A 14,996-nucleotide genomic window follows, 5' to 3' on the forward strand; every position below is an offset into this window, starting at 1 on the left:
AATTTCTTTATAGGGATCTAAAACGGGCGAGGGCTTTTCTTTAGTCAGTTGATAGTGAGGAATATGGGAATCATTGAGGGCTTTACGTATGGTCTGCCGGGCCACTTTCAAGTTACGGCTAATCTTTCGGATGGACCACCCTTCAACGAAATGCTTCTTTCTGATATACTCTTTATCGACCATCTCTAGCATGTCCTTCCCCCTGTACGATTGTTGTCTCAGCAACTCCAATCATACAGAATTAGGCTCTGGAGGTGGTCAACTTTTTGGTTAGCAAACCCTATTTTTGTGGTCAACATTTATGTTAGCACTACTAGTGGGAGTTTAGGGGATATATCATAAATACTGATAAGTCGTTGGTGTCAGCGGATCGGGTGAAGGAATTCTTGTCCGATAGTTACTGGGCTGGTGACAGAACAAAGGAACTTATTCAAAAGACGATAGAGCATTCATTTTGTTACGGAATATACTATGGAGAGGAGCAGGTTGGTTTTGCTCGTGTTGTGACCGACTATGCAACGATGGTATGGATAAGTGATGTTTATATCGATAGAAATCATAGGAGGAAAGGGCTTGGTAAAAAGCTGATAGCATGTATTCTGGAGACACCAGAGTTCAAAAATGTCAGGAGCGCTTTAGTAACCCGGGATGCCCATGGGTTGTATGAACAGTTTGGCTTTGAGGGAGTCGAATCAGTATTCATGATGCGAAAGTCTGTTTAGGATTTGGGGGAATTACTGATGCATCTGCAAGCCGGTGTGAAAGGACTAATATATTTAGCAATGGTTAGTGTTATGCTGGGGGGATTATTGGCCTTAACGACCTACTTCGTTTTAGATGATCCTCCGATAAGAGGAGCACAACCGTTCATAGTAGAGACCAGTATTGATGAGCAAGGGCCGGTACTTCGCTTGTTAACCCCAAATGGAAAGAAAAAGTTTGAACTATTTGATGGTGAGTTTGCTGATGGAACCAAGATCTTTGAGTCATCTGTGTATAAATGGAAATCTGATAAGTGGATTTTTGCACACATGGGGCAACAGCCTTATAAGCCTGAAGATCCGGTAAGAATGTCGAGCCTGGACTGCTTCGGAATACTCGAAGTAATTGACCCGGAAATCATAATTGTTGAATATGAAACGGATACGGAAAAGAAACTATTGTCTATTGATGAAGTGAATTCCCGTAGGTTTGTTGCGTTTCAAACAGAACCTGGGAATAAGGACTATTATCAAATTCGTGGTAAGTCTAAGGATGGTGAAGTTTTATGGCAGCTTTTCCATGATAATTATTGGGGGAGAGAGTCTTCAGGTTGAGGTGGCGGGTGGCCATATAGGCTCAGAAGCAGGACAGTTCAAGTATAGGTCAAATTCCCAAACGTTTGGGAATTTTGTTTTTTAGCCAATCCGATGGTGTGGTAGTCAATTGTGAACAGGATATCTGAAAGCTCTATGATCGGTGCTAAGGCTGCTGTTGAAGAGCGGTGCGGTATGTTGCTGAGAAAAACAATGCCAGATGAAAAGGATGCTAAAGAAAAAACAGGTCTAAAGGCGGGAAGTATCCCGCCTTTAGCTTTCTATCCGGTGGTGTTGGCGGGAAATCCGGCAGATTGTCGCCGGTATGATTATTTGAACTATATGAAATTATCGGGAAGAAAGATATGGCCATCAGCGTCTATATTAAATGGAGGCGAGTAAAGTGAAGAAAATAGTTACTTTTGCAGTTATGATTATAGCTCTCTTGCTTAGCGGGTGCTCTGCTAAAGACATAGCAGCTGAAAATAGCGTCATAGGAGCGGATTACCTAAAAGATAAGGGCTATGAAATTATTGCGTATGAGGGTAACGCGGAAAACTATATCCTGACTAAGGAAAAGCTTATGAGCATGCCTTATATGATTTACTGGGGGTTGCAAAGGGAAGATCCCAGCAAGTACCTCAGCAAAGAAGTACATGTGGAAAAGTTCATTATTAAGAATCATCCTTTTGATAACTGGCAGTCCACAAGCAGGTATCCTGAGAATATCGTAAAGTCAAAAGGTGAAACCCGTGTCTGGGTATATATTGCTGATAAAGAGGCTGTCGGCGGAATTTCCTATCCGGCTATCGACGAACCAATGGCCGGCGGCTATTGGTCTCTTGATGGCAAGACATTGGAAGAAGTTCACTCCATAAATTATAGTGATTGGCTTGAGCAATGGCAGAATAAGTTTGATTATTGAGCCGGGGCAGGTACGATTTGTAAAATAAGTGGATAAATTGGAGGAATGTTTAAGTATATATTGAATTGTACTTTATAGGCACTTTATAGGGGAGAGCTGGTTTGGTTATATTGCTCCATGGCCGGAACCTGATAAGGAAGCCTGTTTTGTATAGGGTTAAATATAGATGGAGGGATTACTGTGAAAAGAGTACGTGTTAAACCGAGTAAATCTCAATCTTTTGTTGGGATGATCGGTGGGGCCGTTTTTGTTATTATCGGATTTAGTATTATACCCATGATGGGGATGTTCGGTATTTTTTGGACCATAATGGCGATAGCCATTGCCGGAATGCATGCTTATAATTACTTTACTGATAAAGGTGTAGCCTCTTGGGAGATAGATGTAGAGTCTAATCATCAAGGTGTTAATAGAGAAGAGGATTTTGAAGCAAAGCTGCGCAAGCTTAATAGGCTTAAAGAGGACGGATTAATCACAGATTCTGAATTCGAGAAGAAGCGCGCCGATATCATGAGGTCGGAATGGTAGTGGGAGAGAGTATAGATGAGGTGAGAGATTAGCTTGGATAAGACAGAGCGGACTATCGAAACATACGACTTACATGCTGATTTGTATGAGGAAAAGTTTATGAATTTTCCTGGGTATGCTAAAAGAATTCAATCCTTTGGCGAGATTTTAGGGACGGGAGCCAAGGTGCTTGATGTTGGATGTGGTCCGGGAAATGCAGCGAAGCAATTGGTCGAATTGGATAAGGAATTCGAGGTTTTAGGGATAGATCTTTCCAGTGAAATGATTAGGCATGCAAAGGTAAATGTAATTTCCCCTCGCGTCGAGTTTAGGGTAGGAGATATTAGGAATATGGATTTAGAGGAAAATGCCTTCGACGCAGTAATAGCATCCTTTTGCTTACCGCACTTAACAGATGAGGAAGCTGGGATGTTTATCCAAGATATTAGCAAAGTATTACGTGAAGGGGGGCTATTGTACCTAAGTTGTATGGAAGGCAGCAAATCTGGTTTCGAGATGACAAGTTTTAGTTCGAATGATTTCATATTTTTTAATTACTATTCGGAAGAGTTCATATCGAATGTATTATGTACGAACGGTTTAAAGATTAATGAAGTTCAACGTGATGAATATCTTGAAAGTGATGGAAGCAAAACGAACGATATGTTTTTTCTTGCAAAGAAGCAGTGTGTAACAGGCGACGGCCCAGAACATATTTGAAACCGTCACAATAGATTGCCATTATCGTCAGGAACTTCTGCCGTCTATGATGGGATGTAGATGAGAGGAGGAAAAAGATGCCTGAAATTATTCTTATAATCTATTTAGCATTTTTCGCTTTCATAATATTCTTTATGATAAGTATCATTAATTTTATGAAGAGGAAAACCCAAAATGATGAATTACTTATCATAAAGATCGAGGAGCTGATAAATAAGCTTCCGGGCAAAGATAGCTAAAGTAATTTTGAATTTACTAATAAAGCAAGGATTTATGAATCATTTACACAGTACGAGTAAGTAAGGTTAGTGGAAGGTGGTGGAGCTTTTGCAAAGGAAAGCATTTTCCATAGTACTGGGCATTATACTTATATTTACCATCATGCCCATGGCAGTCTATGCTGATATAGGCCCTAAGCCTTCCGTGGTTATTGACTTCAAGGGTCTTGAAGACGAAAGATATTATGTAACTCTGCTGTCTGAGATGGCTTCCACTGGACCTCATAGTGCCTTAGGAGAACATCCTGGCAACCAAAGATATCATGAAGGTGATGAAGATTATGAGATTTGGGAAAAGTTCCTTTCCTATCAGGACAAAGACGGATATTATTTTTTGCAGTATTTTGGAGAATGCAGCGAGACAGCCCAGTTTACCTGGGGGTACTATCCACCGCCCAAGTTTAAAATTCTAATTTACTTTCCGGCATATGATCAATTTGCCGTTAGTGGAGAAGTATATGAACGCTATGCTTTTCACAGTTATTATAGTGCCGATGTGAAGGGTTTGGAGTTAGAATCAATTACACCCATTGAGAATATCGAAGCGGTGAGAAATTATGATTATACATGGGAATTGATTTCTCTTCTGGCCAGAATTGTCGCAACTGTGGCAATTGAAGTTCTGATTGCGCTACTGTTTGGTTTCAGAGCCAAAAAGCAGCTCTTGCTTATAGGCACTGTAAATATTGTGACTCAATCGATACTTAACATCCTGCTCAATGTTATCAATTATAATGAGGGTAGTATGATGTTTGTTTTCAACTATATTTGGATGGAATTCCTTGTATTTATCATTGAAGCAGGGGTATATTCGGCTCTTCTACCAAAATACAGCGGCACGGAATCGAGGAAAAGATGGCTTGTTCCCCTCTATGCTTTGACTGCCAATGCGGTATCCTTTGGTTTGGGGATCTATATCGCTTATTTGATACCCGGAATTTTTTAGTTGCCCAGGGAGTGGCAGTACAGAAGCGAGCGTGCGTTAAGTATTAATGAAGGAGTGTTGTTTATGATTAAGGGAAAAAAGAAAAAATCACCGCCATCAATTGATGAGTGGCTCAAAGAGGCAAAATCTGATCCTGCGGCAGTACAGGAGGGAATGTTTCTGGTTCATAATGGCGTTGTGCGTCAAACGCCTAAGGCAAAAGTGCGCCAGGGAATTGATGACGGGTCCGTGGTAAAAGGCATGGAATTCGCTTATGATGCGGCAAAGGTTGATGAAGTAATTGCGGAAACTTATAAGATGGACGGGATTTTCCATGTCAGGGTTTGGCTTAATGAAGGTCAGCTTGAGCTGGGCGATGATATCATGGTTGTACTGATAGGAGGAGATATCAGGCCTCATGTGGTGGATGCTCTCCAATATCTGGTAGGAAGGATTAAAAACGAATGTGTTACCGAGATTGAGCGGAAGTAGTCAGGCAAAGGGAGGCCGGTATGGATTATACATCCCTGATAATAAACTTTATGAGTGGGACTGGAAATTCCTTCAGAGCCACCGCATGGATGACGAAAATGGGTAATCAAAGAGGGATAAGGTCGGAACACTATCCGATCGCCAGATGCCGGAGGGCGTCTGATGTGGATAAAGGCTCTGGTGAGCTATTGGGAGTGGTGTTTCCCACCCATGGATTTACTGCACCTTGGCATGTGATTAGGTACGCGCTGCGTCTGCCTTCGGGAAGGGGAAAACATGCTTTTGTGGTGGCCACAAGAGCCGGGAGCAGAATCGCCTCTATTCCGTTTCCCGGAATGGAGGGGACTGCAGGTTATCTTATTGCCCTTATACTGATTTTGAAGGGGTACGGTGTTCGGGGAGTTATGGGGCTTGATATGCCCTCCAACTGGATGGGATTGCACTGGGGGCTGAATTCTGTTAATTCCGGATTCATCATTGATAGGGCAAAGGTTAAGGCGGATGCTTTCATAAACAGCATTTTAGAAAGGAACAAAGAGTTTAGGGGGATTGTCCCCCTCATCCTGGGCCTGTTGCTGAGTCCCGTTTCTTTGGGTTATCTGATTATAGGGCGTTTTTTTCTGTCGAAACTGTTTTTTGCCTCCGGGGATTGCACGGGTTGTGGTTTGTGTGCTGAAAGCTGTCCGGTCAAGGCTATAAAAATGGTGGGGAATAGCAAACCCCGACCATATTGGACATTTGCTTGTGAAAGCTGCATGAGATGCATGGGCTATTGTCCTAACCAAGCTGTTGAAGTGAGCCATCCCTTTGCCGTTATCTTGTATTTTTTGGCGACACTGCCGGTATCCGTCTATATATTAAATGAACTCAGTGAGTCCGCGCTCATGGGACCCTATTTGTTTGTTGTGAGTGCTCTGTTTAATTATAGTTACATCTTGTTTGTGTTTTTTATAGCCAACCTTGTTCTTTTTTTGCTTATTCAAATTCCTCTGCTTAACAAGCTTTGCACCTACACCACATTGACCCATATTTACCGCCGGTATCACGAGCCTGATACAAAATTAGGAGATATGCTCAAAAAACAAGGCTAGGGGAGTGCAAACTATTGAGATGCTTAAAAAAGATGAATCTATTCAAAAAAATCGTACTTTTTTTACTTAGTACGGTGATCGTATTCAACATTGCACTTCAATTAGTTTTAACTCTGAGTGGAGCTGGATTAACGGTTTTAGATATTTATGCTCAAACCTTGCCCCGGGAAGATACTAAAGCCATAAATTACAGCCCTGCGTATTTCATGGAAACAAAGAGCTATTTCGAAAAACAGGAAAAAGGGCAATGTGCCGGCTTTTCTTCTGCTTATGTTCTTAGAGTTTTGAGTGAGGAAATAAGCGGTAGGGACAATTATCAAGGACTCGGGCACAAATTTTCCAATGGGTATGTGATGCCCCAAGCACTGATAGACATTTTCGAGAAATATAATTATCAAGTGAACATGTTTAGTGGGAATCTGGAACAGCTGAAAACACGACTAAATCAGGGAAAGCCCATTATTGTTTTAATAGGGCATTTTGTCAGCTGGCAACACTATGTAACGGTTGTGGGATACGATGAAGACACTATTTTTCTCTATGATTCAAACATGGATACCGACAATTCCAGAGGGTATAACAGAACAATGACCAATGAGGAATTTTTATCTCAGTGGGAGAATGAAATACCCTTTTTTGAACACATTTATTTTATTGTAGAGCAGTAGGGGAGGGTTCCGATGAAAGTCTTTATGGGGTCTTTTCAAAGCCTGAACGTGATAGGACGGGTCGGAATATTTATTGGCATAGCAGCTTCTGTAAGCGGAATTATAGTGTTTATTTTATGGGCATTATGGGCAATTCAATATACATTTAATGAAACGATACCCATAATTTTTATAGGATTTGGGCTCCCGGTGATTCTTGGACTAGTGGCTTCATTCTATGGAATCATTTGGTTAATGTATGGTGTGTTTGTGTATTCTCTGCCACTCAGCCTTTATGCAGCTATGACGCCAAGCGTCCTTAGATTTTTTCTGTTGGTTTCACTTGGTTATTTAGCTTCTGCCATTTTATTGACATTGGATAGGAAGGTCCGGAGATAGTGGTAAGGTGTATAGATGGTCATTTGGGCGAGGTGATTTTATGACAAAAACCTTAGTAACTACGTCTTTCCAATCTATGAAAATAGAAAAGGGCTATCATTTGGCTACTTCTTCCGTAGCGGAGGCTCAACAAATACGGAAAATGAAGGTATTGCTGAATACAGAGCAGAGGGACGTCAGGAAAAGACTTATCTTTCAATGAACAAGCAGCAGGTGGCAAAAATTGAAATTGACAATGGCAACACTGTCGAAATTATTGATATTGATCATACAAAACCCTTTGCGGTTATTTTGCCTGTTGGCCTGGGTGCAATAAAAATTTACGATAAAGACGGCAGTGTGTTGCCAACAATCCCCCAAGCATTATAGGTTGATGGAATTATATGGGCAGGATGAAGAGTGAGCCAAGCTTTAAAGAGTGGAGGATGAGATGAATCTAAAGTCAAATCTGAAGTCATTTATTATACTGGCATTACTGCTGCAACTTATCATTATCATGCTAATACTTAAATCGGGCATAACTATGCTGGTTTTGGCAGTTGGCTCCTTGGTATTGGCTATGTTGTTAAGTGTTAATAGAGCTTTCTATGAGAGATTTTCTGCTTTTCTGAATCCAGGATTCTATCGAAGCTGTGGCGAGAAGGATAGCAGCCTTTATAAGAAGAAGAGAAGGTATAGCACCATTAATTTCTATATATTGGCGATGCTTGCTCTTAATGGATACAGGGTATCGATGTTGGACAGCGCTCCTGGATTACTGTCGGGTATAAATCAATTCATATCCTTTGCACTTGTTGCTTTTGTCCTTCTTTTTATAATCGTTTTCTTTTCGATTATATTAATCAAGAGCTCGGATGAGGATCTGCTGTGGAATATGTTCATGGGGATTCTATTCATTGCACTCTCATTTATAGTATACTTTTCTTTCCTATAATGTCTTTGGGAAATCCTCATATCCAACTTGAAAAGGGTGAGGGAATGAAAAGAAGGATAATCTTTATACTTCTCATACTAATAGTGGGCTTAAACGGATGCGCTCAGGAGGCAAGTACATCATCAAAGATTCCGGAAGAGAGAAACCAAATTTCATCATAAGGAAGTAGAATAATGACAGAACTATGGGATATCTACGATAAAAACAGGACTTTAACCGGCAGGACAATGGAACGAGGAAGCCAATTTGCTAAAGGCGATTATCATTTGGTTATTCATGTTTGTATCTTTAACTCGAAAAACGAACTGTTGATCCAAAAACGGCAACCCTGGAAAAAGGGATGGCCTAATATGTGGGATATCACTGTCGGGGGAAGTGCTTTGGCCGGTGAAACCAGTGCGGAAGCCGCCGAAAGAGAAACCTTTGAAGAAATAGGCTATAAAATTGATTTGTCTGCTGAACGCCCATTTTTCACCGTGAATTTTGAAAGAGGCTTTGATGACTATTATCTCGTTGAGAGAGAGATTGATATTAATGGCTTATGCTTGCAATATGAAGAAGTTCAATGCGTGAAATGGGCAAGTAAGGATGAAATCATGCAGTTTATTAAAGAAGGTCAATTCATTGGCTATTGGTTTATGGAACAGCTTTTTGACATTCGGAAACACAGAGCCGGATATCGCTTTACGGGATGAAAGGGGATTAATGATGAAAAAAGGGGCTTATATTATCGTTTGTCTGGTTTGCTTCTTAGTGTTGCTGGCAGGCGGTGTTACTGTGGTACAGCAAAGCTCTTCCCTGGAATTTGCTTTCGACAATAGGGGGCAGTACACCGGATTTAATAGCATACCATCCAGATATACACCGGAAATGGCTCAAAATGCCGGATACTATGTCATGAGTGATTCAGAGGTAGTTGCCAACGGCGGTTTGTGGGATGATTTTCTGGCGGCTTCTTCCCAAGGGAAAGATGCCTCACTGCGCATGGCAAAATTCTATTCGGAGTATGGAAACAGCCCCTTCTTCGCTGACTTATTCTACAAGGAGGGTTACTACTATTTGTTTAATTCCAGTGCGAAGGATTTGAGTGGAAAGCCCTTTAAGCATCTTTTGACTCTAAAAGGGCAGTTTGGCAATCCATTAAGAGATAGTGGTGTCATCGTATTGGCTAACGACCGTTCCCTGACCTTTGATTTGATAATGTCCGGCATGGTTTCAAGCAACTATGAATACATCAAAAGCATACCGGAATATCAACTCATTATGTTCCTTATATAAGACCTGTGACAGTGAAGGGCTATTCGAGGACGTTTTATGAGCGCAATGTGCTTAAGGGGCGCCCTTCATCTTTGGGGACGATACTTAGGAGATATCCCCTCCTGAAGGCGGTAATTTGGAGTTTTTATATAAGGCATGTTAAACTATTAAGATAATCATTGTTTTAACCAAGACCTTATGAGTTTTAAAAAGAAAGGAAAAGGCTATGAGAAATTCCAAGGGCAAGCTTATCCTCGCTGCAATATGGATAGCGTTCACTTTAATCTCTTATTATTTTGCACTCGTCCCTATTAACCTGCAGTCGCCCGGGTTCTGGGTATTTTTGATTTATATTCTGGGGGTAGGTGCCGGGCTGTTTTTGCTTCATCAAGTATTTGTTGAAAAGCGGCTCACCCTTACCAAGCATATCGGTTCCTATCTCGTTATGGCTACCTTGCTTGTGACTATCGTAGGAGGGATTATGCTCCTTTACTCCCTGCCCATCTTCCATGCCAAAGCTTATGCCAATCTTATTGTGAAGCAGGAAGGGGATTTTGCCAAGGATGTAGCGGAGCTTCCCATTAATCAAATTCCCACGGTAGACCGGGATACAGCCTTGAGGCTCGGAGATCGGAAAATGGGTGAGATCGTCGAACTGGTCTCCCAATTCAATGTGGCACCCGATTACACTCAAATCAATTATCAGGGAAAACCGGTCCGTGTGTCTCCACTGGAGTATGCAGACTTCTTTAAATGGCTGAGTAACACTAAAGAAGGACTTCCCAGCTATATCAGGGTGGACATGGTCACTGGAAACGTGGATCTCGTTACTCCGGAACAAAGCATCAAATACTCCGAGAGTGAACTCTTTTTTGAAAATGTGCGGCGTTATTTGCGCATGCATTATCCAATGGACATTTTTGGTGATTTCAGTTTTGAAGTCGATGAGCAAGGGGTACCTTATTGGATTGTCTCTGTGCGGCATAATACCATCGGACTTTTCGGAGGAACGGATATTAAGGAAGCCATCATGCTTAATGCGACCACCGGTGAACATCAGAAGCTTAAATTAGAAGAGGTTCCGGAATGGGTGGACCGGGTCTATGATGCTGACCTTGTGGTGGGTCAGGTTAATTATAACGGTCGCTATCAAAACGGCTTTATCAACTCAATTTTTGGTCAGAAGGGTGTTCTCGCCACCACCGAAGGGTATAATTATCTGGCTCTCCACGATGATGTGTATCTGTATACGGGGATCACTTCCGTGGTACGGGATGAGTCCAACATCGGATTTATCCTGATCAATATGCGGACGAAAGAAACAACCTTCTACAGCATTCCCTCTGCCGAAGAGTATTCGGCTATGGGCAGTGCACAGGGGGCAGTTCAGGAGAAAGGCTATATATCTACGTTTCCTCTTCTCCTCAATATTGAAGGGGATCCGGTTTATTTTATGTCCCTGAAGGATGCGGCAGGGTTGATCAAGATGTATGCCCTGGTGGATGCTCAGAATTACCAGAAGGTTGTCGTGGGCAACACTCTTGAAGAGGCCGTGAGAGGATTTACTGGCCGATCGGGAACGGTGACAGAAACCACGCCTGAGGAACCTAAAGAGGAATTCGACATCCAAGGGAAGATCACGGATATACAGAATGTGGTTATGGATGGCAACACCTATTTCTATATTCTTCTCGACGGCCAGGGCGACATCTTTGTCGCCAGCATCAAGGTCTCGGAGAAGTTACCTTTCTTAAAGATTGGTGATGAAATCCAAGGCCGCTATGTGGAGAAATATAAAGGTGTGCATGAGATAATGAGGCTGCAATAGTGATAGTGATCCATACCAATTGTGGATAAAGTTCAAAAGCAAAAAAGGAGTATCGCCGACTGTTCGATCAAGAGCAGGGCGATGCTCTTTTTTATGCCTTGCTTGAGCAATGAAAAGAATAAGGGGTCGTTAAACTACCAATTGAACTTGGTAGGCCTCAAACCAATAATCCAGCTGCACCAGCCAAGCCAGCAATTGTGGAAGCCCCATCAGCTGGCCAAACCAGGTGTTATTTTCAGGACTTATCAGGCGATTGAGTACATCCTTTTGCAATAGCTCTGCCAGCATGCCGCTGCCGGAGTCCAGCCGCTTCCGGAAAAGATGGAAGACCAGCTGTTCATAGTGAGGATCATGGGTTTTAGGGAAGGGGCTTTTTTTACGATAGAGGATTTTAGGAGGCAGATAGTCTCGCATGGCGGCCCGGAGCAGGGCTTTTTCGACGCCGTCCTTGAATTTAATCTCCCAAGGCACATTATAGACATACTGAACCAAGCGGTGATCGGAGAAAGGTACCCGTACTTCCAGGCCCGAAGCCATACTCATGCGGTCTTTGCGTTCCAGCAGGGAGGTCATAAAGTAATGAATGGAAAGCCAGCTGGCGATGCGGGAATTTTTCATAGTTTCCGACTCGTCCGGAAGCAGGGGGCAGGCCTCAACGCTCCGGCGGTAAATTTCCGAAGTGTACGCAAACCCTTCTTGGGGGCGAACCAGCTCAGGCCTGAACAGGTCGATCCGGGCATGGGGTTCGTGGATCCAAGGGAAAAAGCCTCGTGTGAGCATTTCCGGGCGATAGAACCAGGGGTAGCCTCCGAAGACTTCATCAGAGCATTCCCCGGATAAAGCCACGGTGTGGTGGCTTTTGACCTGGCGGCAATAAAAGAGCAGGGAGGAATCGATATCGGCCATGCCGGGATAGTCCCTATACCTTACGGCTTCATCCAGGTAGTCCACCAAATGCTCCTTTTTAGCGGTCAGAATCTGATGCTGAGTGTGCAGGTGCTGAGCCAGATAAACGGCAAACTCGTCATCACTTTGCGGTTGGAAAAGAGTCTGCTTAAAGTGGTCTTTATTGCCTTCATGTTCAAAGGAATAGGTAGCAAGCTGCCGCCCTTCGGCTTGATATTTTTGCGCTGCCACAGCGGTGATGACTGAAGAATCCAATCCTCCGGACAGGAAAGTGCAAAGAGGGACATCGGAGACCAACTGACGCTCAATGGCATCCACCAACAGATCCCGGGTGGTGGCGACAATAGCAGCTTCACTGTCCCTGTTCTCATAAGCTTCCAGGGTCCAATATTTGGCGCTCTTCAACGTTGCTTCAGGTGCTCCTGTGGCAAGGCTATAGAAAGCATGGGAAGCGGTGGGCAGCTCGAAGATATCCTTAAAGATGGCGGTGCCTTCCTCTTTGACCGGCATCATATAGAGCAGCTGCCACAAGCCCTGGTAATCCAGACGGGGTTTCACCTGAGGATGCTTGAGGAGGGCTTTGATCTCCGAAGCGAAGAGGAGAGCGCCCTCCACAAAAGTGTAGAAAAAGGGTTTGACGCCGAAGCGGTCGCGGGAAAGATAGGCCTTTTTTTCTTTAGAATCGTAAATCACAAAGGCGTAAATGCCGTTTAATTTGCTGGAGCATTGTTCTCCCCAGATGATATAGGCATAGAGCACGACTTCCGTATCACAATAGGTTTTGAACTTAACCCCGTGCTCAAGGAGCTCTTGCCGTAAATCTGCAGTGTTGTAAAGCTCTCCGTTATAGACAATGGTGTAGTCGTATCCCTGGTGGGTGGCGGTCATGGGCTGCCGGCCTCTCTCAATGTCGATAATGGCTAAACGGTTATGTTGAAAAGCAAAATGTTCTCCGTACTCAAGGCCGTTTTGATCCGGACCCCGATGAATTAAGGTCTTCCCCAAAGTATCAAGGCATTGTATCTCCTGGGGAGAAATTCTTCGCTTAAAATTCAATAAACCAAGAATGGAGCACATCAATAAACACCTCACAAACCAAAATGACAAAGAAGTACCCTGCCGAGTACTCCTTTGTCTCTGAATTAATATATGTGAGAGGGCAAGAAGAGTGCTTATATGACTATGAAAATAGTTCTCATTCTATCATGAATACAGCATGCATAGACCCCTTGTATTGACAGAGGAGTTTCCTAAAGTATATGATGAAGCGTAGGGTTTTTGTGGAGAGAAGAATTAATAATTTAGTGTGGATTAGGTATAGAACAAAGGCGTTCTAAGGACCCTAATAGGGATCTTAGTGCGCCCTTTTTATACTATTAGGATGCTGTTTATCGGTAGAATAGTTTACCTATTTTGAAAGGAGAGCTTAATATGGGGTTTACTAAAGAAGAGTGCCTTAACTATGTGCAGGAAAATGATGTCCGCTTTATCCGTATGCAATTCACAGATATTTTTGGTCAGATGAAAAATATTGCCATAACCCACAACCAGCTTGCTCAGGCTTTGGAAGAGGGAGTACTGTTTGACGGCTCGGCGATTAAAGGATTTGCGGGAGTTGAGGCTTCGGATATGCTTCTTCTTCCCGATCCCAGTACATTTGTCCTTATTCCCTGGCGCCCCCAGCAGGGGAAGGTAGCAAGGATCATCTGCGATGTTAAAAATCACGATGGTTCTCAATTCGAGGGTGATCCGCGCTATATTCTGAAGCGAACTCTGCAAAAAGCCCACGACTTAGGCTATGTATTTCAGGTGGGCCCGGAATGTGAATTCTTTTTATTCCATACGGATGACGAAGGACAGCCTACCACAACGACTCATGACGCTGCCGGCTATTGTGATTTGGCTCCTATCGATCAGGGAGAAAATACCCGGCGGGAAATTTGTTTGGTGCTGGAGGAGATGGGGTTCGAAATCGAGACATCCCACCATGAATCCGCAGCCGGGCAGCATGAAATTGACTTTAAATATACCGATGCCTTGACGGCGGCGGATCATATCATGACCTTTAAATATGTGGTGAAAATTGTCTCCCAAAGGAATGGTCTACATGCCACCTTTATGCCTAAGCCTCTCCATGGCGTCAATGGTTCGGGGATGCACATCAATATGTCTTTAGCCAAAGAGGGCAAGAATGTGTTTATTCACCCGGAAAATCCCGGAGAGCTCTCGGAAACAGCGAAGCAATTTATTGCTGGATTGCTGAAGCATATCAAGGGGATCACTGCCGTGGCCAATCCCTTGGTGAACTCCTATAAACGCTTGACTCCGGGCTATGAAGCACCGGTCCATATTGCCTGGTCACCGATGAACCGCAGTCCGCTGCTGAGGGTGCCGTCCCCTCGGGGAGCGGGAACCCGCCTTGAACTGCGCAGCCCTGACCCCAGCTGCAATCCCTATCTGACGTTGGCTCTGCTTCTGGAAGCCGGTTTGGACGGGCTCCAACGGGAAATGAAGGTGCCTGAGCCCATTAATGAAAATATTTATAATCTCACTCCTGAACAGGAAAAGGCCCTGAACCTGGAGCGCTTACCCTCTAATCTGCTGCTGGCTCTTGAAGAGATGGAAAAGGATCCTTTGATTCAAGCCACTTTAGGCAGGCATATCTTTGCCAAGTACATCGCGGCCAAAGCCAGAGAGTGGAAGGCTTATGACGAGATGGTCCATCAATGGGAGATTGACAGCTATCTCAAAATCTATTGAACAGGGAGCCCTGCACAAAGGGGGGATAAGCA

Annotated in this window: 17 protein-coding genes and 1 pseudogene; 16 read left to right on the forward strand and 2 right to left on the reverse strand. The window is 43.5% G+C overall.

Annotated elements, in window-relative coordinates; all coding sequences use genetic code 11:
* Positions 1–192 (reverse strand): annotated as a pseudogene (locus tag BUA14_RS05855) (IS21 family transposase); the annotation flags it as partial.
* 143 nt (positions 193–335) lie between these two features.
* Here BUA14_RS05855 and BUA14_RS05860 point away from each other — a divergent pair.
* The 15 genes from BUA14_RS05860 to BUA14_RS05935 all read left to right on the forward strand — a co-directional run bounded on the left by BUA14_RS05860 (position 336) and on the right by BUA14_RS05935 (position 11,298).
* Complete coding sequence (locus BUA14_RS05860) at positions 336–722, forward strand: GNAT family N-acetyltransferase (protein WP_072771747.1); 387 nt, start codon at positions 336–338, stop codon at positions 720–722.
* An 18-nt stretch (positions 723–740) separates the two neighbouring features.
* Complete coding sequence (locus BUA14_RS05865) at positions 741–1,316, forward strand: hypothetical protein (protein WP_178371639.1); 576 nt, start codon at positions 741–743, stop codon at positions 1,314–1,316.
* 135 nt (positions 1,317–1,451) lie between these two features.
* Positions 1,452–1,697, forward strand: coding sequence for a hypothetical protein (locus BUA14_RS05870; protein WP_072771748.1), 246 nt, complete (start codon positions 1,452–1,454; stop codon positions 1,695–1,697).
* Between the two features lies 1 nt (position 1,698).
* Positions 1,699–2,220 (forward strand): hypothetical protein, encoded by a 522-nt coding sequence (locus BUA14_RS05875; protein WP_242954575.1) that lies wholly within the window; start codon positions 1,699–1,701, stop codon positions 2,218–2,220.
* A 180-nt stretch (positions 2,221–2,400) separates the two neighbouring features.
* A complete protein-coding gene (locus BUA14_RS05880) occupies positions 2,401–2,748 on the forward strand; it encodes an SHOCT domain-containing protein (protein WP_072771750.1) in 348 nt (115 codons plus the stop codon).
* A gap of 33 nt (positions 2,749–2,781) precedes the next feature.
* Entirely contained in the window at positions 2,782–3,447 is a 666-nt protein-coding gene (locus tag BUA14_RS05885; RefSeq protein WP_072771751.1) for a class I SAM-dependent methyltransferase, read from the forward strand.
* 318 nt (positions 3,448–3,765) lie between these two features.
* Positions 3,766–4,671: a hypothetical protein gene (locus BUA14_RS05890; RefSeq protein WP_242954594.1), complete on the forward strand. Its 906-nt coding sequence runs from the start codon at positions 3,766–3,768 to the stop codon at positions 4,669–4,671.
* 63 nt (positions 4,672–4,734) lie between these two features.
* Positions 4,735–5,142, forward strand: coding sequence for a molybdenum cofactor biosynthesis protein MoaE (locus tag BUA14_RS05895; RefSeq protein ID WP_072771753.1), 408 nt, complete (start codon positions 4,735–4,737; stop codon positions 5,140–5,142).
* A 20-nt stretch (positions 5,143–5,162) separates the two neighbouring features.
* A complete protein-coding gene (locus BUA14_RS05900; protein WP_072771754.1) occupies positions 5,163–6,233 on the forward strand; it encodes an EFR1 family ferrodoxin in 1,071 nt (356 codons plus the stop codon).
* 14 nt (positions 6,234–6,247) lie between these two features.
* The gene (locus tag BUA14_RS05905) at positions 6,248–6,901 is read left to right on the forward strand and encodes a C39 family peptidase (protein ID WP_072771755.1); all 654 of its coding nucleotides are present in this window, start codon (positions 6,248–6,250) and stop codon (positions 6,899–6,901) included.
* Positions 6,902–6,913: 12 nt separating this feature from the next.
* The gene (locus tag BUA14_RS05910) at positions 6,914–7,279 is read left to right on the forward strand and encodes a hypothetical protein (RefSeq protein ID WP_072771756.1); all 366 of its coding nucleotides are present in this window, start codon (positions 6,914–6,916) and stop codon (positions 7,277–7,279) included.
* Between the two features lie 198 nt (positions 7,280–7,477).
* On the forward strand, positions 7,478–7,648 hold the full coding sequence (locus BUA14_RS28430; protein WP_242954577.1) for a hypothetical protein: 171 nt from the start codon (positions 7,478–7,480) through the stop codon (positions 7,646–7,648).
* A gap of 738 nt (positions 7,649–8,386) precedes the next feature.
* Positions 8,387–8,908 carry an NUDIX hydrolase gene (locus BUA14_RS05925; RefSeq protein ID WP_072771758.1) on the forward strand — a complete coding sequence of 174 codons (522 nt, stop codon included), beginning with the start codon at positions 8,387–8,389 and terminating at the stop codon, positions 8,906–8,908.
* 10 nt (positions 8,909–8,918) lie between these two features.
* Complete coding sequence (locus BUA14_RS05930; RefSeq protein WP_072771759.1) at positions 8,919–9,491, forward strand: hypothetical protein; 573 nt, start codon at positions 8,919–8,921, stop codon at positions 9,489–9,491.
* A gap of 205 nt (positions 9,492–9,696) precedes the next feature.
* On the forward strand, positions 9,697–11,298 hold the full coding sequence (locus BUA14_RS05935; RefSeq protein ID WP_072771760.1) for a hypothetical protein: 1,602 nt from the start codon (positions 9,697–9,699) through the stop codon (positions 11,296–11,298).
* A 129-nt stretch (positions 11,299–11,427) separates the two neighbouring features.
* Here the strand turns inward: BUA14_RS05935 and asnB are convergent, their stop codons facing one another.
* Complete coding sequence (asnB, locus tag BUA14_RS05940) at positions 11,428–13,281, reverse strand: asparagine synthase (glutamine-hydrolyzing) (RefSeq protein ID WP_072771761.1); 1,854 nt, start codon at positions 13,279–13,281, stop codon at positions 11,428–11,430.
* 354 nt (positions 13,282–13,635) lie between these two features.
* Between asnB and glnA the strand changes: the two genes are divergently transcribed.
* A complete protein-coding gene (gene glnA / locus BUA14_RS05945; RefSeq protein WP_072771762.1) occupies positions 13,636–14,964 on the forward strand; it encodes a type I glutamate--ammonia ligase in 1,329 nt (442 codons plus the stop codon).
* Positions 14,965–14,996: the final 32 nt, after the last annotated feature.

The organism is Desulfitobacterium chlororespirans DSM 11544 (genome assembly GCF_900143285.1).
Classification (GTDB): domain Bacteria; phylum Bacillota; class Desulfitobacteriia; order Desulfitobacteriales; family Desulfitobacteriaceae; genus Desulfitobacterium; species Desulfitobacterium chlororespirans.